The sequence below is a fragment of the Bartonella sp. TT119HLJHH genome (genome assembly GCF_042193385.1).
GTDB lineage: Bacteria > Pseudomonadota > Alphaproteobacteria > Rhizobiales > Rhizobiaceae > Bartonella.
Window position 1 is genome coordinate 22762 of record NZ_JBHILS010000004.1, and the last position, 22064, is coordinate 44825.

The window sequence follows — 22064 nt, forward strand, 5'->3', positions numbered from 1 at the left end:
AGATTCTCTCTTGTTGATTTAATTAAGCATAGAAGAAATGTCTTAAAATCAAGCAATTTTAAGCTTTTTTTAAGTTTTTTGGGTAGAACAAGAGGCATTAATGAATAGGTCTAGATTCGATAATTGAAGATGTTTTTAATAGGGAGAAAAGCATGACGACGCTACAATCGCTTTTACAGACCTATCGTGATAAAGCGCGTACTGAACGAGACAAAGGTACGTATTTTGAGCGTTTTGCTCTTGCTTATCTGACACATGATCCTCTTCAGTTTGATCAGTATGAAAGGGTTCAAACCTTTAAAGATTGGGCTCGTGAAAATGCTTGGGATGGTCGGGATACTGGTATTGATCTTGTGGCAAAGCTTCGTGATGAAGAGGGATTTGCAGCAATCCAATGTAAATTTTATGATGCAGCCTATCGGATTAGAAAAGCAGATATTGATAGTTTTATTTCGGCATCAGGGAAAGCTCCGTTCAAGCGGCGTGTGATTATAGATAGTACTGAAAGTGCTTGGAGTGATAACGCTGAAACAATGATACGGGGGCAGGATATTCCTGTTATACGGATTAATCTTTCCGATATACAACAAAGTCCGATCCGTTGGGAAACTTTTGCAGCTAAAGGCAAAGTTGTTTTGGAGGATAAAAAGAAGCTGCGTCCACATCAATTGGAAGCATTGCGTGATGTGCGTGCTGGGCTTGCTCAAGCAGATCGGGGGAAGCTTATTATGGCTTGTGGTACTGGTAAGACATTTACCAGTCTTAAAATTGCTGAGGATTTGGCGGGTGAAGGCAAGTTTGTTTTGTTTCTTGTTCCTTCCTTGGCACTGATGTCACAGACGGTTCGTGAATGGACAACGGATGCAGGAATCGGATTGAGATCTTTTGCTGTTTGTTCCGATACACAAGTGGGAAAGCGTCGTAAAAATAGTGATGATGTTGCTGAAATTGATGTGTTTGATCTTGCTTTTCCGGCGACAACTAATGCTGCTAAACTTGCAGAACAGGTGGCGAAGAGTGTTGCAGATAAGATGACCGTAGTGTTTGCAACCTATCAATCCATTCAGGTGGTTGCGGAAGCTCAGAAAAACTATGGTTTGCCAACATTTGATCTTATTATTTGTGATGAAGCGCACCGTACAACAGGAGCAACGCTAGTTGGAGAGGATGAATCCAATTTTGTTAAGGTGCATTCTAATGATGTTATTCGTGCCAAGAAGCGCCTTTATATGACAGCGACACCACGTATTTTTGGTGATAACGCAAAAAGTCGCGCGAATGAAGCCAATGCCGTTCTTGCTTCGATGGATGATGAAAAGCTTTTTGGTAAAACACTTTTTTATCGGGGGTTTTCATGGGCAGTACAAAATGATCTTTTAACAGATTATAAGGTTATTGTCTTAGCAATGGACGAAAAATTGGTCAGTTCCGCTGTTCAGAAGCGCCTTAGTGATAGCGATTCTGAGCTTGTTCTTGATGATGCAACGAAGATTATTGGCTGTTATAAGGCGTTGACAAAACAAAATATGAAGGCTGATGTTGGTACGGATTTATATCCTATGCATCGTGCTTTAGCGTTTTGTAAAACTATTCAAAGTTCTAAATTGGTGTGTAATGAATTTTCTGCGGTTGTTAGAGAATATCTTGATTATACGAAAGAGGATACAGAAAATGAGCATTTTCTGAAGTGTGAAATTGAGCATGTTGATGGCACTTTCAATGCGAAGGATCGTGGTGCATTACTTGACTGGCTGAAAGCTGATAGTGGTGAGGATGTTTGTCGTATTTTGACCAATGCTCGGTGTTTGTCTGAGGGGGTGGATGTTCCGGCTCTTGATGCGATCATGTTTTTAAATCCACGCAAAAGCCAGATTGATGTTGTGCAAGCGGTTGGGCGGGTGATGCGTCGCTCTGAGGGCAAAAAGATGGGATATGTCATTTTGCCAATTGGTATTCCCTCTGGGATTCCAGTGGAACAGGCTTTGAACAATAATGATAAATATCGGGTTATCTGGCAAATTTTAAATGCTTTGCGTGCGCATGATGATCGTTTCGATGCGACGATTAATAAGGCATCTCTCGGGCAAGATATTAGCAATGTGATTGAGATTATTGGTGTCACACAGAGCACTGAGTTAAAGGCTGTTACTGCTGTTGTAGACAATTTTCCGGTTCGCTCACAACCCGCACGATTGGGCATTGGAAGTCTGGAGCATGATTGCTTTCTTACAGAGCAGGTAAACGAGGAGCTTTCTTTCCCAGTGGATGAACTTTCTCGTGCGATTTTGGCAAAGATCGTCAAGAAATGTGGGACACGTGATTATTGGGAAGATTGGGCGCGCAATATTGCTGAGATTGCTAAGAATCATATCATGCGCTTAACAGGTATTCTGGCAGAGCCAGATACTGAGGCACGTCAAGCCTTTGACAGGTTTGTGGCAGAACTGCGTGATGATTTAAATGATGCGATTACAGAGGCTGATGCGATTGAGATGTTGGCACAGCATATTATCACGCGTCCTGTCTTTCAGGTGTTGTTTGAAGGCTATCAGTTCACACGTGAGAACCCTGTCTCGCGTGCTATGCAGCGTATGCTTGATGTACTTGATGAGGCAAATCTTGATAAGGAATCCAAAGATCTCGAGAAATTTTATGCAAGTGTAAAATTACGAGCCAGTGGCATTACGGATCCAAAAGCAAAACAGAGGTTGATTGTAGAGCTTTATGATAAGTTTTTTCGTTATGCTTTTCCACGCACTGTAGAAAAACTAGGCATTGTTTATACCCCCGTCGAGGTTGTGGATTTTATTTTGCACTCTGTCAATGATGTCTTAGAGCAAGAATTTGGGCAAACGCTTGGTTCATCTGGTGTGCACATCATGGATCCCTTTACAGGAACGGGGACTTTTATCACACGGCTTTTACAATCGGGTTTGATAAAGCCAGAAGAAGTGAAGCACAAATTTTCTCGTGAAATTCATGCCAATGAAATTATGCTTTTAGCCTATTATATTGCAGCCATTAATATTGAGATGACCTATCATGGTCTGATGGGGGGCGATTATGTTCCGTTCGAGGGAATTTGTTTAACCGATACATTTCAGCTTTATGAGCAAGAAAAAGACCTGATCAGTGATTTGCTGGTGGATAACAGCACTCGTCGTTCACGCCAAAAGGAATTGGATATTCGTGTTATTGTTGGTAATCCCCCTTATTCTTCTGGGCAAAAAAGTGAAAACGACAATGCACAAAATATTGCCTATCCTAAATTGGATTGTCGCATTCGTGAAACCTATGCCGCTCAATCTAAAGCAAGCAATGTTAATGGACTTTATGACAGTTATATTCGTGCCATTCGCTGGGCAAGTGATCGCATCAAAGACTGTGGTGTTATTGGCTTTGTAACAAATGCAGGTTTTATCAATGGATGTTCTATGAGTGGTTTACGAAAAGAGTTGTGTGAGGAATTTTCCAGCATTTATATTTTCAATTTACGGGGAGATATTCGCAAAAATATGATGAGCAGAGGAGCTGCTCAAGAAGGACAAAATGTTTTCGGCAGTGGAAGCATGACAGGAATCGCTGTGACACTATTTGTTAAAAATCCAAATGTTACGGAACATTGTAAAATTCACTATTACGATATTGGTGATAATCTCACGACAAAAGAGAAACTATGTGCACTTCAGCGGTTGGGTAGTGTTGGCGGCATTAAGCGTGAACATGGCTGGCAGATAATTACACCAGATGAGCATGGTGATTGGCTGGATCAGCGCAACAATGATTTTGAAAAATTTCTAGCCTTAGGTGATAAGAAGGGCAGTGATAAAAGGCTTTTTGAAAATTTTTCTCGTGGTATACAAACTGGTCGTGATGCTTGGACATATAATTTCAGTTGTGAAGCTCTAGCCAATAATATGAATAATATGATTACTTTTTATAACAGTGAAGTAGAGCGTTTTAATAATGCCTACACTCACGCTGATCGCAAGGCGCGTGCGAATGCTGTGAACGGTTTTGTTAACACGGATGCCAAAAAGATTAGTTGGAGCCGTGCACTTAAACAACAATTAGCTAAAGGAAAGGTTTTTGAACTTAAAGAGACGTGCCTTATTCAGAGTTCATACCGTCCTTTTGCACGACAGTGGCTCTATTATAATCGTGCTTTTAATGAAATGATTTACCAAATGTCGCGTATCTTTCCTTTAGAAAAAACATTTGAAAACAAGGTGATGCAAATTACAGGGATAGGAGTAAGTGATTTTTCTATCCTAATGACTAAAGACATACCTGATCTTAATGTAATGACTGCTAGTCAATGTTTTCCAAGGTATGTTTATGAAGATATTGTATCCTTGAAAAATAAGGAGGGGGATCAGGTTCATTTGTTTGCAAATTTTGCAGAGGAAAGCAAAGAAACTGGTTTAGAGCGGCGTGATGCACTCACGGATGAAGGGTTGGCTTATTTTAAGGCAGCTTATCCTGGCGAAATGATAACAAAGGATGATTTGTTTTATTATGTTTATGGGATTTTGCATTCTGAAGATTATCGTGCGCGTTATGCGCATAATCTGTCTAAAGAATTGCCACGTATCCCAACAGTTAAAAAGGTAGAGGATTTTTGGGCTTTTGTTACAGCGGGGCGAAAGCTTGGTGATTTGCATATGAATTATGAAGAGGTTGAACCCTATCCCGTTACCTATAAACAGGGTGATCCAAGAACTTGGGTGATTTCTGATGAGAAGAGTTTTTATCGTGTTGAAGCAATGAAATTTGCTGGTAAGCGTGGTGCTATTGACAAAAGCACCGTGGTTTATAATGCGCATATCACGATGCAGAATATTCCTCTTGAGGCTTATGAGTATGTGGTGAGTGGCAGGTCTGCTCTTGAATGGGTTATGGAACGGCAGGTTGTCAAAACGGATAAAGCGAGCGGACTTGTTAATGATGCCAATCGCTATGCTGTTGAAACGGTGGGTAATCCAGCTTATCCATTGGAATTGTTTCAGCGGGTTATTACTGTAAGCTTGGAAACAATGAAAATTGTGCGCAACCTGCCAAAATTGGAAGTGAGAGAAACTGAAAAGGTTAAGTTATCCATTGTGCGGTAAAAAAGTGTTGAGTCGTCACAAATTGGCACTATCACACACCTTGCCAGCTCGTGGGTATTGTGACAGCCCTTGGCACTTGAAACGGTTCATAAGAGGCATGTCTTTCTTGTACAGTTTTACGCTGCGCAGGCTCTCTTCCTTTGTGATGTGCAAGTCCTATGTGATGTGCAAGAAAATGGTTTTGATTGATTCAATAGAGAACAGATTTAAAATGAGAGAATCTGATGATATTGAGAGCTCTCATTCAAGTTGTAGCGTAATAAAATTTCATTATAAATCAATATGTTGTATGTGATAAAGCACCTTAGGCAGTGAGGTCGCTAAAATTATGACGCATGAGCTTTAGCGGCAGTGATGAATATTCTCAGGCAGGGGTTTTCTTGTCGAGCTTTATGTGAGTAAACCATATAAATGGGGAAGCTGAGAGGAACCTGTCCAGAGAAAGTGAACTGTTTACAAATCGTTGCTGATAGGAATCATCGTCCTTTGAGATGTTGAGAGGAAATGACAATTCTCATGAAATCTGTCTTTTGAGGTGTTCTGATATTGAAGTGAGCAGGGAGAACGCGTTAGACAAGAAGCTGAGTTATTATTGTTTACAGATCAATAGAGTTTAAAAATTTTCGTTCTTTTTTGGGGAGGAAACCAGACAAAAAGTGATCTTAGAGAGCAAAATGATTTCAAAAAAGATTGCGATAAAAAACGTGGGGTATTTGTAGCGGTGTGCGTTTTGAGCTTATTCCTGTCTGTGATCTAAAATGCTCTTATGAAGATGCTTTTTAGAATAAGAGATTGTTACTAATATATTGACTTATAATGATAGTTTAATCTTCTCTCTGTTGAATGAGAAATCTAAGTATTATAAATTTTCTTATTTTAAATCTATTAAAATTATTTTTTTGCATGTCATACGAGGTTGGTATGTTCGTGTTTAAGAAAGGCGTAATGCATGCCTCTTACCAATCATCCCAAGAGGTTTAAGAGCTATCGTAATACTTGGGGGGTGGCAAAATATAGGGTGAGGCGGTTTGCATTTTTTATGAAGGGTAAAGAGGGTGGTATCAATAAATTTTTATGACAAGTCTGGAGATCTTATGGCTGTCTGGGCACTCTATTTACAAGAGCTTATATATTGGGATGGTATGTACAGATCCGCGCTGTGAGATATGTTTGGGATGTAAGAGATGTCTTGGGTGAATGTGCAATACAGTGACACGTGCATTGGGATGTTCTGCGTTGTATGAGGGTAAGCTCTGTCGAGATTTTATAGAGGCAACTCGTGTGGAAGGGTATGAAGCGGTTCGTGGGTGGCAAGGTTTTTAAAAAGTCAGAAGGATAAAGATTAGAATGCGGTTCTGATATAGACTTGGAGCGTTTTAATATATTGGAATATAAGAATGCGGATTTGATTGATCTGTTGTATTGCGCTTTCAGCATTGTTCTTTTTAACAGGATAGGCAATGAAATGGATATCAGGCATTAAATATTTAAGTTCTCGCATCGAGCGCCACACATGGTAATCATGGGTGACGATATAAAGGGTTTTATAATGGTGTTTTTTGATCCAATCGGCGCTTTCTTTAGCATTTCCTCTGGTGTTAGTCGCTTGATGCCCGATGTCAATACAACAGGAGATAAGCCGTGGGGTAATATGCATGTTATGCATAAAGCCCTTCAGATTGGTTGTGGTGTTTACACCACTGATGAGGAGACGTGAACCAAGCCCCTTTTGTAAGAGATAAAGTCCTGCCTCTATTCGGTTTTCTCCGCCTGTAAGCACAATGATTGCATCGGCTTTGGGAAGAGGGGTTGGGGGATAGAGACGTTCGGTTTTTTCAGAAAAAACAATGAAACCACCCCAGAAAATGAAAACAGTGATTGCAAGAGTAAGGGTTGTCGGTGGAAAATAACGAAATAAGAAGTGCATAGACCAACGATAGTGTGCCCGTTTTGGAAGAGGGCGTTCTAAATTGTTTTGCGTCAATGAGTTGAAAGTGTTGTGAGTCATAAAATTAAAATAAACCGTTTTCACATTGATCAATTTTTTTCAGTTGCGCTAAAATAGTCATGCGGTTGGTAAGGGTGGTGAGAAAAGAAACGAAAATAATAAGGAGAATGATTTTTCCATAAGGGATAGAACTGATGGAAAGATGTCCAAACAAAGCTGTTACTTGGCTAGCTTCCACTCTTCCCAAGTTATAATTCGTCCAGAAGCAAAAGGCTGAAAACAGAAATATGCTTGTAAGACCACCATATAAAGCACCACGCAGCGCAGTTTTAAAAAAATGCCAGTCAAATTGGCGCGCAATGAAAAGAGTTTCAGTACCAAGGAAATATAAGACATTGATAATATGTGCATTTTCTGCCAATGCATTGCGGGTGGCAAAAATGATGGTAAGAATAAGAGAGCCTAGAACCAATGCTAAAATTGAAAAACCAATGAAAACAGTGGTGTGTGCCATGGTTGCAAAACGATGAACCCAAACACGATGATCATCAAATTGACCTCCTGGAATTTGGGTTTTAATGGCGTGATTAATAGCTGCAAAATTGATTTCTGTATCCTCTTTTAGAGTGACAATGATAAGGCGGGGAAGAGGTAGTTCATTGATATTAAAACCTGTTCCAAGCCATGGTTCCAGTAACTTTTCTGTGGCTTTTTGGTCAACAATTTTTGCATCTTGTACACCAGAAAATGTTTTAACCAATTGTACGGCATCACGGAGTGCTTTGTTGATATCAACATTGTCAATGGGGCGTATTTGTATTGTTGCTTCATAGCTAATTTGACTGCTCCAATTTTTGGCCGCACGGTGGACTAAATCAACACCGATTAAGGTGAGACTTGAGAGAAATGTCATAATAGCAATCACGGCAACGAGTGCTTTTCCAGAAATATTACCACTGGGAATAATCGCTGTTGTGTTTTTTTTATTGCTTATAAAAATGGGGAAAGATTTATTCATGAATCGTCATCCGTCCGTTATGGAGAAGCATACGCCGTGCTGCAACTTGTTCCATTAAGGCTATATCATGGGTGGCAATGATAACAGCTGTTCCAAAACGATTTAATTCAATAAACAAACGGAGGAGGCGTTTTGCCAAGGGCGGATCGACATTCCCTGTTGGTTCATCCGCAAGGAGGATTTCGGGTTGATCAATGAGTGCGCGTGCTATGGCTACCCTTTGTTTTTCTCCACCGGAAAGAACCGGTGGTAAAACATGAATATGATCTCCAAGACCTACCCAACAGAGAAGATCTTCCACTTCACTGCGATAGGTTGCTTCTTCTTGTCCTTTAATGCGTAAAGGTAAGGAGACATTTTCATAAGTGGTCATGTGGTCGAGTAAACGAAAATCTTGAAAAACCACACCGATACGTTGTCGCAGCGCAGGGAGCTCTTGTCGTTTGAGCAATGCTGTGTCTGTTCCAAAGAGATCAATATGACCGCGGGTGGGTTTGAGTGCCAAAAACATAAGACGCATCAGCGACGTTTTCCCTGCTCCAGAGGCACCTGTGAGAAATTGAAATGATCCAGGAGGAATATGAAAGCTAATATCACGAAGGACTTCAGGGCCCATTCCATAGCGTAGGCCGACATTTTCAAAATGAATCACTTTTTATTATTACTCCTGATTTTATATGGCATCATTTATTCTAAAAACTCTTACTTTCATTGCTTTAGATTTTTGTTGTAAGCTTGTTTATTTTAGATTTCATGGTTTTCAATATTTTTTATACACCCTCGTTATAGATAAATATTTTTGCTCAAGAATATTATCACTTATACTTTCTTTTTTTAGCCTTATTTATGATTTTAGCAGGAATTTCAAAGGGATTCTAGCATAAACATCAGAACTATTTTTCCTTATTACTCAGAGGCTTTTTTTGCATTGAGTGGACATTGGGTGATTTTAAAAAGCTATGTTGCTCTTTTTATCTTACTTTCTTATTCTTGTTCGCATCCCAATCCTGAGGTTTTTGCTTAAATTATTTCTTACCTGTCATGAAGAAAAGCGTTTGTTGTTAGAATGATTGAGCTTTTCATGAATTGTTTTGTTTTTTATTCTCCTCGGTGGTTTTCGTAATAATGCTGAGATAATTTTAGCAGAAAAACAAAAACCACCGTATGTTGTATTTCGTCCTGTTTTTTAGTTTTGTCGGTTGGCAATCAGATCTTCAACAACTTGTGGTTCAGCAAGGGTTGAAATATCTCCGAGAGTATCAAAATCGTTTTCAGCGATTTTTCGTAAAATACGTCTCATAATTTTCCCTGATCGCGTTTTGGGAAGCTGCGGAGCAAACTGAATTTTATCCAATATGGCAATAGAGCCTATTTCTTGTCTCACATGTTTGATAAGGTCTTTTTTTAATTCTTCACTTGGCTCTGTTCCTTCCATAAGGGTGACAAAACTATAAATTCCTTGTCCTTTAATGGGATGCGGGTAACCCACAATAGCTGCTTCTGATACAGCGGGATGAGAAACAAGAGCTGATTCAATTTCAGCGGTTCCTAACCTGTGTCCCGAGACATTGAGAATGTCATCAACTCGTCCTGTGATCCAATAATAACCGTCACTATCGCGCCTACAGCTATCGCCTGAAAAATATTTTCCTTTATAGGAGGAAAAATAAGTTTGAATAAAGCGTTCATGATCCTTATAAAGTGTGCGCATTTGTCCGGGCCATGAATCACTGATACAAAGATTGCCTTCTGCTTCACCTTCTAAAACATTGCCTTGGGCATCAACAATTTGGGGTTGAACACCAAAAAAAGGACGTGTGGCCGATCCTGCTTTGAGGGGTGTTGCACCGGGCAAGGGCGTGATCATATGCCCTCCTGTTTCCGTTTGCCACCATGTATCGAGAATCGGACAACGGCCATTTCCAACTGTATGATAAAACCATTCCCATGCTTCTGGATTAATCGGTTCTCCTACCGTGCCTAAGAGACGCAACGATGTTCTGTTTGAGTGTTCAACAAACGCATTTCCTGCTCCCATTAAGGCGCGGATAGCTGTTGGTGCTGTATAGAGCGTATTGACTTGGTGTTTGTCGACAATTTCCCAAAATCTGCCTTTGTCAGGAAAGGTTGGTGTGCCTTCAAACATTAAAGTGGTCGCACCATTGCATAAAGGTCCATAAACCAAGTAAGAATGACCGGTAATCCACCCAATATCAGCTGTGCACCAGTAAACTTCATCGGGGTGGTAATCAAAAACATATTGGTGAGTCATCGAGGCAAAAACAAGATAGCCTGCTGTGGTATGCAAAACACCTTTAGGTTTGCCGGTGGAGCCTGAAGTATAAAGAATAAAAAGTGGATCTTCAGCATTCATTGGTTCTGGTGGACAAGCTGTTTTGGCATGAGCTATCTCTTCGTGGTACCAAAAATCACGCCCTTCTACCCATTGAATGGGTCCACAAGTTCGCTGTATAACCATGACTTGGTCCACATGCACGTTTTGGCGCGCGGCTATCTCAATGGCATGATCAACATTGTCTTTTAAGTTAATCCGTTTGCCGCCACGCAAGCCGTGATCAGCAGTAATCATAAAGGTTGATTCACAGTCAACAAGGCGTCCTGCTATTGCTTCAGGAGAAAAGCCTGCAAAAATAACCGAATGAATGGCTCCAATGCGAGCACAAGCAAGCATGGCATAGGCTGCTTCGGGAATCATGGGGAGATAAATGGTTACTTTATCGCCTTTCTTAATGCCGTGGCTTTTTAAAAGATTGGCAAAACGACAAACATGTTCATAAAGCTCGTTATAGGTTATTTTTTTATCATGATAAGGATTATCTCCTTCCCAAATGAGCGCGATTTTGTCTCCATGGGTTTTCAGATGGCGATCAATGCAATTATAGGTAACATTTGTTATCCCATCTTCGTACCATTGAATCGATACATCTCCGTTAAAAGAAGTGTTTTTTACTTTTGTAAAAGGTTTAAACCATTCAATGCGTTGACCGTGTTTTGCCCAGAAGCTTTCTGGATCATCGATGCTTTCTCGATACCATTGTTGATAAGTTTCCTCATCGAGTAAAGTATTTTTTTTGATCTCTTCTGATATTGGATAAATTTTTTCAGTCATGTTTCCCTCTTTTTATTGTTTGAAAAAATCTGCCTCTGTATTTTTGTATGGTTATATTTGTGGCAGAGTTTTCCCAAAAGCTTTTCATTGTGAGGTTAGACTAAATGACAAAGATTAGAATAGTCAATTTTTAAATCTGATACGTTTGTATTCAAAGAGAGTATTTTATGCTTTTAGGATATTTAAATGTGGCAAAGTCTATTGCGGTATAGAGCCTTTTATAAACGCACAAAGGCATTAAAAAATACCATATAAAAAAGGGAGAGGGAATGAGAATGCTTTTTAAAAGAATAAATTTACTAAAATTAATATAAACCAAAATATCTACACAAACTATCAAAAATAATGAACAGAATTACTGTATATAATGTTGATTTTATAGCTACTTTCCAACTGTAATCACCAATTTTTTTAAAACCAATAGCATATATAGGGATGAATACAAAGAGAATGCAAAACAGCCTTATTATTTCATAACGAATATTCATTATAAAAAATCCTAAATTATAATATGTTATAAATAATAGATATCCCTGAAAAATATTTTATCCAAAGATGTAGATATTTAACTTTGGTATATTCTTTCAAATATATTTACAAAACTACTAATTTCAGAGATATCTTTGTAGCTATTCTCTATAAATTAGAACCAACAATTCCAAGCTGATTGTCCAAAGCCATAAAGAGCACCTCCAATGAGTCCCCCTCCAAAACCTACAGCTCCACCTGTAAGAGCACCTTGTAGTCCTCCAAACAGATACCCTCCTGCTGCACCTGTTAGTCCTCTCTCAGTTGCTAGTTGAGTGGAGTGTGAAAACATGTTATTAGCAAAACCACTAACGCTACATGCATTTCATGAGTAGGTCTTGAATTGTGCGAATGACCAAAAGAAGGACTTGTCGCTATATGACCTATTAATTCTCCTTAATTATCTATATTAAAAGTAGTATCATAATGATACATTTCAAATGACTATCATGTATTTTAGATCAGCGTAAAAGATAAATTTCAAAAAATAATAATAAAAATACTGTATAAATCATATATATGATATGTATGTATGAAATTTTATTCTTAAAAAGATAATAATATTATTTGCAATATTTTAAAATATAAGAAATATCTCCTGTTTTTTCTTAATTAAAGTTTAAATTTAGAAAAATTGCGTATATGAAAAGTTGAAGTTTTTCTCTTTGTTTAAGAGAACGACAAAGGAATATCGTTATTGAAATCTGCTTTGTTGCTATTGTTTTGTGTGTATGTGTTATGCCTACATGCACGGGGTTCGTTCTTTTATTTTTCAAGCAGATATTGACCGTATTTTACGCTTTGTAGAGCATAGAAAGCCTCTATGCTATCGTTGACCTTATAGATTGCTATCATGTTGTTTAGCGCGGTTCTTGGTGCTCTATTGGGTATTTGAGATGTTTATTTTGCTCAAGTGACTTACATGAAAGAGTTTTGTTACTGTATTATGCAACCATAAGCCTCTTTTTGTCTGCTTTATGCCATTGGCATGTGGGGAAATTGTTTACGCGTGTTGGAGAAGTTAAGAGAATTCATGATTTTCAATGGAAATCATTGCGATGATCTTATTCAATATTCTTTTGTAATTATTTATTTCGCGACAGTTTTTTCATTCATGCGTAACGCTCCTCTTATCATTTTGCCTTTATATAAGGATTTATTTTTTATGTTGCTTTTGCTGGAGAGGCGGTCAGAGGGGAGTAAAGTAGAGCCAATGTGCGAGAATATGAGAGCCAAATTGCAATGCTAATTTGAAGTTATTGTATGTGTTGTGGATGTGCCGGTGAGAAATTTGAGAAACCAGCTTTTTTGCTAATTTTGCTAACAGGATGAAAGAGGGGCTAGAATCTTTTTTGCTAGAATTGCTCTTTTATTGATATTGAAGGAAATATTTTTTCTCATTTCTGCTGTTTTGGGCTTGTTCGTAGAATCTTCAATGGGAATTTATATGAGGGGAAATTGCTTTACACAGGGCGTTTTCCAAATAAAGCAGAGCCAATGCGAAGGACGTTAGAGCCAAACTGTAGAGCGGTTTTGAAGTCATTGGACATGCCCATGGAAAGCTTTGGAAGACCGGCTTGTTTTGCCAGCTTTTCTAACAGTGCGAAATAGGGACCGGGGTTTTCGTCGACAGGGGGGATGCCCATAAGACCGATAATATCAAGTCCATAATTGTTTTTGCATAGAGAAACAAAAGGGATCACTTCTTGGGGTGCAACACCACTTTTTTGCGGTTCTAACCCAATGTTGACTTGAACATAGCAGGGAAGATGCCTTTTTTGCTTTTGCATTTCTTCCATCAAAACTTTGGCTATTTTTTCACGATCAACCGTTTGAATGACATCAAAAATCTTTACAGCTTCAGCGGCTTTATTTGATTGTAGGGGACCGATGAGATGGAGTTTAATATTTTCAAATTGTTGACGTAAAGCAGGCCATTTTTGTGCTGCTTCTTGTACGCGGTTTTCTGCAAAAAGACGTTGTCCTGCTTGTAAAATGGGGCGTATATCAACAGCAGAAACAGTTTTTGAAACAGCGATAAGTTCAATTTCTTCTATAGGGCGTTGTAGCTCTTGACATGTTTCAGCAATGTCTTGTTGAAGGTTTTGCCATGCTTCAATGGAAGGGGTATCAAAGGGTGTTTGTGTATTCATGTTTTTGTGCTTTACCGTTTTTGTTCAAGAGTTGGTCGTTTTTTTAAAAGTTTTATAAAATACTTAGGGAAATATTTCACGAAAATGTTGACGATGAGGTTAATCCATGGTCAAGCATAATAAAACAAGTTTTTTGGTTCAGTTTTATTAAAAGAGTATAATGGGAATGACGATTGAGCATTATAAGATAGGCGAACGCTATAATCCACGGGCGAGAGAAAAAAAATGGCAAGAAATTTGGGATGAAAAGAAAATTTTTCAGACTGTCCAAGAAGATGCTCGTGAAAAATATTATGTTTTAGAGATGTTTCCTTATCCTTCTGGGCGCATTCACATGGGGCATGTGCGCAATTATGCCATGGGGGATGTGGTTGCACGCTATAAACGCGCCAAGGGGTTTAATGTGCTTCATCCCATGGGGTGGGACGCTTTTGGGATGCCGGCTGAAAATGCTGCTATGCAAAATAAAGTGCACCCTAAAACTTGGACTTATCAAAATATTGCAGTGATGCGGGGGCAATTAAAACAATTAGGGCTCTCGATAGATTGGACTCGGGAATTTGCGACTTGTGATGTGGAATATTACCACCGCCAGCAAATGCTGTTTCTTGATTTTTATCAAAAGGGGTTGGTTGCGCGTAAAGTGGCTAAGGTGAATTGGGACCCCGTTGATCATACTGTTTTGGCCAATGAACAGGTGGTTGATGGACGGGGATGGCGTTCTGGTGCGTTGGTTGAACAGCGGGAATTAACCCAGTGGTTTTTCAAAATTAGCGACTTTAGTGAAGATCTCTTGACTGGGCTTGAAGAGCTTGAACAGTGGCCTGAAAAAGTTCGCACCATGCAAAAAAATTGGATTGGAAAATCACAAGGTTTGCTGATTCGTTGGGCTTTAAAGTCGACAGGTGATACTGATGATGTTTGTGAGAAATTTGATGAGGTTGTTTGTTATTCAACGCGCCCTGATACACTTTTTGGTGCCTCCTTTTTGGCTCTGTCTGTTGATCATCCTATTGCACAAGCTTTGGCAAAAAAAGACAAAGCGTTGAGTGCTTTTATCGAAAATTGTCGGTGTGGTGGAACGACAACAGCAGCACTTGAAACGGCTGAAAAACAAGGGTTTCTCACTCCTCTTTTAGCGGTGCATCCTTTTGATTCAACGATGCATATTCCCGTTTATATCGCTAATTTTGTGCTTATGGACTATGGAACAGGGGTTGTGTTTGGTTGTCCGGCCCATGATCAGAGAGATTTTGATTTTGCACGTAAATATGACCTTCCAATAAAACCAGTGGTTTTGCCTTTAGGAGTTGAGAAAGAAGATTTTGTCACACCTGAAACCCCTTATGTTGGTGATGGGGTGATGATTAATTCTAGATTTTTGGATGGTTTAACACCCCAACAAGCCTTTGAAGAGGCAGCGAAAAGGCTTGAAAAACAAATGCTCAATGGGCAACCGCAAGGGAAAAAAACAGTGCAATTTCGTTTGCGTGATTGGGGGATTTCGCGGCAACGTTATTGGGGGTGCCCCATTCCCATGATCCATTGTACAACTTGTGGGGTTGTCCCTGTTCCACGTGCTGATTTGCCGGTTGTATTACCTGAGGATATTACTTTTGATCAACCGGGCAACCCTCTTGCACGGCATGAAACATGGCAGAATGTTGCTTGCCCGATCTGTGGTCAACCTGCCAAACGTGAAACCGATACCATGGATACATTTGTTGACTCTTCTTGGTATTATGCACGCTTTACGGCTCCTTTTGCGCAGGAACCGGTTGACAAACAAGCAACAGCTGAATGGTTGCCGGTGCAACAATATATTGGTGGAATTGAGCATGCCATTTTGCATCTTCTTTATGCGCGCTTTTTTATGCGTGCCATGAAATTGCTAGGTTATGTGACGGTCGATGAGCCTTTTAAGGGGCTTTTTACCCAAGGGATGGTGGTGCATGAAACCTATCGGGATGAACAGGGTTGGGTTTCTCCAGCAGAAATTTCGATTGTTGAAAAAGATGGAAAGCGTCAAGCTTATAAATTAACCGATCAAAGTGAAGTGACGATTGGTTTGATTGAAAAAATGTCTAAATCAAAAAAGAATGTCGTTGATCCTGATGATATTATTGCATCTTATGGTGCTGATACTGTGCGCTGGTTTGTGTTGTCAGATTCTCCTCCTGAGAGGGATGTTATCTGGACAGAATCTGGTGTTGAAGGGGCTCATCGCTTTGTCCAGCGTGTTTGGCGCCATGTGGCTTTGAGTGCTTCTGTTTTAAAGGATATATCCCCTTGTGCAGGGCATCAGGGAGCGGCTTTGGAACTCTCAAAAGCAGCTCATCGTACGCTCCACGCTGTAGAAGATGATTTGGAAAAATTTGCTTTTAATCGGGCTATTGCACGGCTTTATGAATTCTTGAATATTATGGCACCGTTGTTAAACAGGATAGCAAGTGTTGACGATGAAATGAAAGCTTCTTTACGTCAAGCCATGGATTTTTTTCTTGCCATGATTGCACCAATGATGCCTCATTTAGCAGAAGAATGTCATGCTGTTTTAGGGGAAGAAACTTTAATGTCTACGCTTGCTTGGCCTGTTTATGATCCCGCATTAATTGTTGAAGAATGTTACACTTTGCCGGTGCAAATTAATGGTAAAAAACGTGGTGAAGTGACTGTTGCAGCAACAGCGAGTGAGACGATGATTAAAGAAGCGGTTTTGGCTTTAGACTTTGTAAAGGCGCAGCTGATTGAAAAGCCTATGAAAAAAATCATTGTTGTTCCAAAAAGGATTGTGAATGTCGTTCTTTAAAAGTTTTATTCTTTTCGTTTTAGCTGGTGTATTCACACTGTTGTGTGGATGCAAAGTTGAGCCGCTTTACCGTCAAGAATTGCAGAGTTCAATGGCGATGGATGCTGCTTCTTATGGGAATTCTTCTTCTGCATATCCTTCTGGACAAGCTTCTTTGGGGCTTGCGCAAAAGCTTGCCTCTATTGTTGTGGAAGAACCTTCGGATCGTTTTGGTCAAATGGTGCGCAATCATTTACTGTTTCTTTTGTATGGGAATGGGGGTAAATCTTCTCTACCGGCTTATCGATTGGCATTGCAGACGTCCGTATTTACAAGAGAATCGATGCAGATAGAGGTTGATTATGATAAAAAGAGAGAGGGACGATCTTCTGTTGGAACTATTATGAGCAGAGCTTCTTATACTTTGCAGGATATGAAAAATACTCTTATTGTAAAAGGAACTGCAACACTGAACGCCTCTTTTGAACGCCTTCGTCAAGAATATGCAACGATGCAAGCAGAAGAAGATGCAAAAAAACGTGTTGCGGAAGAGTTGGCGGAACAGATTTTTTTGTTACTTTCAAAAGATCTTTCCAATACAACGTCTAGATATTAAACAATATTTTGTCCTGTTTTTTTCCAGTCGTCGAGAAATATTTGCAACCCTTTATCAGTAAGAGGATGTTTGACTAGGGCTTTTAAGACTGTTGGTGGAACTGTTGCAACGTCAGCACCGCTTAGTGCTGCTTCTTTGACATGATTAACGGTACGGATTGAAGCAGCTAAGATTTGTGTTTCAAAGTTATAGTTATCATAAATTGTGCGTATTTCATGAAGCAGTTCACTGCCATTATTTCCGCAATCATCAAGTCTTCCGATAAAAGGTGAAACGAATGTCGCACCTGCTTTAGCTGCTAATAAGGCTTGATTGGCAGAAAAACAAAGGGTGAGATTTGTTTTTAATCCTTCTTTTGTGAGGGCTTTACAGGCTTTTAATCCATCAAGTGTTAAAGGAAGCTTGATGCAAATATTGTCGGCAACCTTTGCTAAAACAGCCGCTTCTTTCATCATGTCTTCAAATTGAGTTGCGGCAACTTCAGCAGAAACAGGTCCGCGAACAAGGGCGCAAATTTCTTTTGTAACATCAAGAATATTGCGTCCTGATTTTAGGATAAGAGAGGGATTGGTGGTAACACCATCAACAAGACTTAAATTCTGTAACTCTTGGATTTCTTCAATATTGGCGCTATCCACAAAAAACTTCATCTCTAACCTCTTCTTTTTAGCTTTTACCCTATTTTTTGTTATGCGCTATTGTTGACGGCAAAAGCAAGAGCAAGAATTAATATAAAGAACAAAAATGCCAGGGTATTAATTATGTATCTACTTTTTGTAAAGAAAGCTCTCTTATTGTTTTCACGTCCATTTCATGGTGTTGCTCGTAATAAGGCGTAGGATTCATTTCGCACTACCATCTTTGTATCTTAGCATCTTTGCTTGATGATATCTTTATGCTTATGGCAATAAGCCAGTATTATCATACACTGTGCTCATTTCCCATTGGTGATTGCTCTTGATATTTGAGAATTTTTATAAGACGTTTCCTTTTTTCACGAGGTTTACATTTAGTTTTTCTTGTTGCGTGTCAGTGAATGGATTTTTGTGTCGCAAAACACCGTTGATGAAAATATGCGTTTTATGCATGAAGTTTTTCTGTGCTCAAAGAATTTGTTTATAACGAAAAAAATTCTCGTATTGAAGGTTTTTGTTACAATATGTAAAATGATGATTATATCTTTATAAATCAGTTTGTTGAAGATAAATTGAGATATGAGGCAGTAAAAAAAATAAAAGTGTGCATTGGGAAGAAGTCACACTATGGGATCGCTTTGTTGAAGGACGCACTTACGATATCATGTTGAATGCGTGATGAGCTTTATTTGCACAGAAGGATGGCGCTGTTTTTTTGCTATAGAAGAAGAGATTGATTCTTTATATTGGCACTTTGGTGATGGAATGCGTGTTAAAAAGAATTTTTGTTAGAAAAGTGTTGTGATCGGGGGGATTGAATCCTGCAATGAATTTTATAAGAGTGTTTAAAGATAAGCTGTAGATCTGTTGGTGCTCAATAGGTCGTAGATTGGTTAAAAAGATGAATTCAAACATGATAGAGGAAAAGATTGTATCCGTATTGGTTCCTCTTCCTGTTGCTCACCCTTATAGTTATAAAGTTCCGTCTTCTATGGAAGTGAATATTGGTTCTTTTGTTCGAGTTCCGGTGATGGGGCGTGAACTTTGCGGTTTTGTTGTGGATGTTGGAGAAAAAATAGCGGATGGGAAAGGGGCTGCTCCTGTGGCACGTGAAAAATTACGCTTTCTTCTTCATGTTTTTGATTGTCCCCCATTAAAGTCAGAAATGATCACATTTTTGCGTTTTGTTAGTCGCTATACAATGGCACCTTTTGGTCTTGTTGCACGATTGGTTTTGTCTGTACCGGCTGCTTTAGAGCCGGAAGCGCAGATGCTGGGTTTGCGATATTGTGGTGGCAATGTAGAACGTCTCACACCAGCACGATCACGGATTTTGGAATTGGTACGTGATGAGAAAATATGGACACGTTCTGGTCTGGCACATGCGGCTGGAACTTCGGTTTCTGTTGTTGAAGGTTTAAAAGCTCTAGGGGTTTTCGAAGATGTTATGGTTCCTGCTCCTGATCTTGTGGAAATGCCTGATCCTGATTTTTGTCCTCCTCAGTTGCAGGGAGCACAAAATGAAGCAGCAACAGTATTGCGGGAAGGTGTTTTATCTTCTCAGTTTCAAGTTTTTTTGCTTGATGGTGTGACTGGGTCTGGAAAGACAGAAGTTTATTTTGAAGCGGTTGCTCAAGCCTTCAAAGGGGACAAGCAGGTTTTAATTTTGTTGCCGGAAATTGCTTTAACTCAGCAGTTTTTAGATCGTTTTTATGCACGCTTTGGCGCTGCGGCAGCAGAATGGCATTCCGATTTAACACCGCGTCGTAGAGAACGCGTCTGGCGGCAAGTCGCAGAAGGGCGGGTGCGTGTCGTTGCGGGGGCTCGTTCGGCACTTTTTCTTCCCTTTCCTAAGCTTGGCTTGATTGTTGTCGATGAAGAACATGATAGCGCTTATAAACAAGAAGAGCGCATTTTTTATCATGCTCGTGATATGGCTGTTGCACGGGGCTCTTTTGAGCATTTTCCTGTTATTTTATCTTCAGCAACACCGTCGATTGAAAGCCAAGCCAATGTTTTAAAAGGGCGTTATCAAAAGGTGCATTTACCTTCCCGTTTTAAAGAAGTTGCACTTCCACAGTTGCGGGTGGTTGATATGCGCCAAGGAGGAGTGCAAAAGGGGCGCTTTATTTCCTTTTCTCTTGAAAGGGCTTTAAAACAAACGCTTGATAAGGGCGAACAAGCTCTTCTTTTTCTTAATCGTCGTGGTTATGCACCTTTGACTTTATGCCGAATTTGCGGACATCGTTTTCATTGTACCGATTGTTCAAGTTGGCTGGTAGAACATCGTGCGCAAGGGCAACTGAAATGTCATCATTGTGGATATCATGAACCACTTCCTCAAGCCTGTCCTGAATGCGGGACATTAGATCATCTTGTGGCTTGCGGACCGGGTGTGGAAAGAATTGCCGAAGAAACACAAATGCTTTTTCCTCAGGCGCGATCATTGATCCTTTCAACAGATCTCAAAGGAGGGATTGGACAGTTGCGCAGCGAATTGCAAGCCATTGCCAATGGCGATGTGGACATTATTATTGGAACACAGTTGGTCGCTAAAGGACATCATTTTCCCAAGCTCTCTCTGGTTGGCGTTATTGATGCTGATCTTGGTCTTGCCAATGGCGATTTACGCGCAAGTGAACGTACCTTCCAGCTGCTTTCTCAAGTTACCGGAAGAGCAGGGCGTGTGGGATTGAAGAGTTTAGGATTATTGCAAACCTATCAACCAGATCATCCGGTCATCAAAGCCTTACTTTCATGTCAACCAGAAGATTTTTACACACGTGAGATTGCGGCACGGCAGCATTATCATTTGCCTCCCTATGGGCGGCTTGCCTCTTTGATCGTATCTGCACAACAGCGTCAAGAAGCAGAATATTATGCGCGCGCATTGCGTCAAGCAGCGCCACGGGAAAAAAATATCTCGGTTATGGGACCAGCAGAAGCACCTTTGGCTTTAGTTCGGGGGCGTTATCGTTTTCGGCTTTTGCTGCAAGGACAGCGCTCTTTTGATATACAAGGGTTTATACGTGCCATGCTTAGCGGGACACCCAAAATGCCCAGTTCCGTTCGGGTTCAAATTGATATTGATCCGCAAAGCTTTTTCTAAAACCCGTGCAATATTACAATGAAGGGGTGTGGGTTTAATGAAGGTCGTGGTTTTGATGTTGTTTGACGTTCAAACCTCATACAGCAGCATGTAATAGAAAATAAAATGTTTTTGTGCTGTATGAGTCGTTTTGATGTTATGCCAAATTAGAGTGAACATATTATATCTGTTTTGTTTATCTTTGATGAGAACATAGATTCATTTTGGAGCGTAAAGGTAAAAACAAGTGTTTACCGTTATCATCTTTTTTATTTGATTTTTTTGTTTTTAAAAGCGTTCATAGCAATATTTTTTAATTATGGAGCTGCCCTAGCTCTTCAAGCTTTTGTTACTCTTGTTCTTTAATGGGGCTGCGTTTTTCATGCAAAGCAGAGCAGCCAAAACAGAATATCATTGTATTGTTACATTATATATGCTTGTTTAAGTGAATATTTCTCAGCACGCTCGAATTCATTTTATGATGTTACCCGTGTGAATAATATCATTGAGTAATATAATGTACAAGGTTTTATGAATACAGAAGCCGTTAGGGAGTACCATCTTTATTTTATAAAGATACCGGTTGGCACCATTATATTATTTTCGCTCTGAGTGTTACGAAAGCTCTTGGTCCTTGAGAGCGTTTATAAGAGATGTTTTGTCTTTAATCATTTTATCCCTCTTCCTTACTTGTAATGGAGCAAAGGAATGATTTTGATCAAAGAACTTGAAATGAGAGAATGATGTTGGGAGGACTTCAGTATGAAGAAAGATATGTTATCATTATAAATCAATGTGTTGTATATTTAAGTTGTATATTTTAAAAGTGTTTTTAAAAGGAAAAATATTTGGTGAAATGTTTTCAAAAGCGTGGGTATTTGAAGAAAAAAGATCAAATTTTTCTTAATATTAAGGGGGATATCCGTTATTTTTTCTTGCTTATGAGTTTGAAATAATACATTTTTTCAGTCGCAGTCGCAGTCGCAGTCGCAGTCGCAGTCGCAGTCGCAGTCGCAGTCGCAGTCGCAGTCGCAGTCGCAGTCGCAGTC

At 39.7% G+C, this 22064-nt stretch carries 12 protein-coding genes; 5 read left to right on the plus strand and 7 right to left on the minus strand.

What is annotated here, in order from left to right:
• Nucleotides 1-152: 152 nt before the first annotated feature.
• Both ACFIJL_RS03275 and ACFIJL_RS03280 read left to right on the plus strand, forming a co-directional pair.
• On the plus strand, nucleotides 153-5111 hold the full coding sequence (locus ACFIJL_RS03275) for a DEAD/DEAH box helicase (protein ID WP_375622510.1): 4959 nt from the start codon (nucleotides 153-155) through the stop codon (nucleotides 5109-5111).
• Between the two features lie 1197 nt (nucleotides 5112-6308).
• Complete coding sequence (locus ACFIJL_RS03280; RefSeq protein WP_375622512.1) at nucleotides 6309-6434, plus strand: hypothetical protein; 126 nt, start codon at nucleotides 6309-6311, stop codon at nucleotides 6432-6434.
• A 19-nt stretch (nucleotides 6435-6453) separates the two neighbouring features.
• Here ACFIJL_RS03280 and ACFIJL_RS03285 read toward each other — a convergent pair whose 3' ends face one another.
• The 6 genes from ACFIJL_RS03285 to ACFIJL_RS03310 form a co-directional block, all read right to left on the minus strand.
• Nucleotides 6454-7119: a YdcF family protein gene (locus tag ACFIJL_RS03285; protein WP_375622514.1), complete on the minus strand. Its 666-nt coding sequence runs from the start codon at nucleotides 7117-7119 to the stop codon at nucleotides 6454-6456.
• A 4-nt stretch (nucleotides 7120-7123) separates the two neighbouring features.
• Nucleotides 7124-8077 carry a cell division protein FtsX gene (locus ACFIJL_RS03290; RefSeq protein WP_375622516.1) on the minus strand — a complete coding sequence of 318 codons (954 nt, stop codon included), beginning with the start codon at nucleotides 8075-8077 and terminating at the stop codon, nucleotides 7124-7126.
• A complete protein-coding gene (gene ftsE / locus ACFIJL_RS03295) occupies nucleotides 8070-8729 on the minus strand; it encodes a cell division ATP-binding protein FtsE (RefSeq protein WP_273723097.1) in 660 nt (219 codons plus the stop codon). The genes ACFIJL_RS03290 and ftsE overlap by 8 nt, the downstream gene beginning before the upstream one ends.
• 534 nt (nucleotides 8730-9263) lie before the next feature.
• A complete protein-coding gene (gene acs, locus ACFIJL_RS03300) occupies nucleotides 9264-11207 on the minus strand; it encodes an acetate--CoA ligase (protein ID WP_375622519.1) in 1944 nt (647 codons plus the stop codon).
• Between the two features lie 643 nt (nucleotides 11208-11850).
• Nucleotides 11851-12027: a hypothetical protein gene (locus ACFIJL_RS03305; protein WP_375622521.1), complete on the minus strand. Its 177-nt coding sequence runs from the start codon at nucleotides 12025-12027 to the stop codon at nucleotides 11851-11853.
• Nucleotides 12028-13198: 1171 nt separating this feature from the next.
• Nucleotides 13199-13888, minus strand: coding sequence for a YggS family pyridoxal phosphate-dependent enzyme (locus ACFIJL_RS03310; protein ID WP_375622523.1), 690 nt, complete (start codon nucleotides 13886-13888; stop codon nucleotides 13199-13201).
• Between the two features lie 166 nt (nucleotides 13889-14054).
• Between ACFIJL_RS03310 and leuS the strand changes: the two genes are divergently transcribed.
• Nucleotides 14055-16697 (plus strand): leucine--tRNA ligase, encoded by a 2643-nt coding sequence (leuS, locus tag ACFIJL_RS03315; RefSeq protein WP_375622680.1) that lies wholly within the window; start codon nucleotides 14055-14057, stop codon nucleotides 16695-16697.
• Nucleotides 16684-17292, plus strand: coding sequence for an LPS assembly lipoprotein LptE (gene lptE / locus ACFIJL_RS03320; RefSeq protein WP_375622525.1), 609 nt, complete (start codon nucleotides 16684-16686; stop codon nucleotides 17290-17292). The genes leuS and lptE overlap by 14 nt, the downstream gene beginning before the upstream one ends.
• Here the strand turns inward: lptE and fsa are convergent.
• Nucleotides 17289-17942: a fructose-6-phosphate aldolase gene (gene fsa, locus ACFIJL_RS03325; RefSeq protein ID WP_375622527.1), complete on the minus strand. Its 654-nt coding sequence runs from the start codon at nucleotides 17940-17942 to the stop codon at nucleotides 17289-17291. The genes lptE and fsa overlap by 4 nt on opposite strands.
• Nucleotides 17943-18828: 886 nt before the next feature.
• Between fsa and ACFIJL_RS03330 the strand changes: the two genes are divergently transcribed.
• A complete protein-coding gene (locus tag ACFIJL_RS03330) occupies nucleotides 18829-21036 on the plus strand; it encodes a primosomal protein N' (protein WP_375622529.1) in 2208 nt (735 codons plus the stop codon).
• Nucleotides 21037-22064 lie beyond the last annotated feature (1028 nt).

Excerpts from the sequence above, each read along its gene's own strand:
- ACFIJL_RS03275 (WP_375622510.1), top strand. The coding sequence starts at position 153 with ATGACGACGCTACAATCGCTTTTACAGACCTATCGTGATAAAGCGCGT.
- ACFIJL_RS03280 (WP_375622512.1), top strand. The coding sequence starts at position 6,309 with ATGTGCAATACAGTGACACGTGCATTGGGATGTTCTGCGTTGTATGAG.
- ACFIJL_RS03285 (WP_375622514.1), bottom strand. The coding sequence starts at position 7,119 with ATGACTCACAACACTTTCAACTCATTGACGCAAAACAATTTAGAACGC.
- ACFIJL_RS03290 (WP_375622516.1), bottom strand. The coding sequence starts at position 8,077 with ATGAATAAATCTTTCCCCATTTTTATAAGCAATAAAAAAAACACAACA.
- acs (WP_375622519.1), bottom strand. The coding sequence starts at position 11,207 with ATGACTGAAAAAATTTATCCAATATCAGAAGAGATCAAAAAAAATACT.
- ACFIJL_RS03305 (WP_375622521.1), bottom strand. The coding sequence starts at position 12,027 with ATGTTTTCACACTCCACTCAACTAGCAACTGAGAGAGGACTAACAGGT.
- ACFIJL_RS03310 (WP_375622523.1), bottom strand. The coding sequence starts at position 13,888 with ATGAATACACAAACACCCTTTGATACCCCTTCCATTGAAGCATGGCAA.
- leuS (WP_375622680.1), top strand. The coding sequence starts at position 14,055 with ATGACGATTGAGCATTATAAGATAGGCGAACGCTATAATCCACGGGCG.
- lptE (WP_375622525.1), top strand. The coding sequence starts at position 16,684 with ATGTCGTTCTTTAAAAGTTTTATTCTTTTCGTTTTAGCTGGTGTATTC.
- fsa (WP_375622527.1), bottom strand. The coding sequence starts at position 17,942 with ATGAAGTTTTTTGTGGATAGCGCCAATATTGAAGAAATCCAAGAGTTA.
- ACFIJL_RS03330 (WP_375622529.1), top strand. The coding sequence starts at position 18,829 with ATGAATTCAAACATGATAGAGGAAAAGATTGTATCCGTATTGGTTCCT.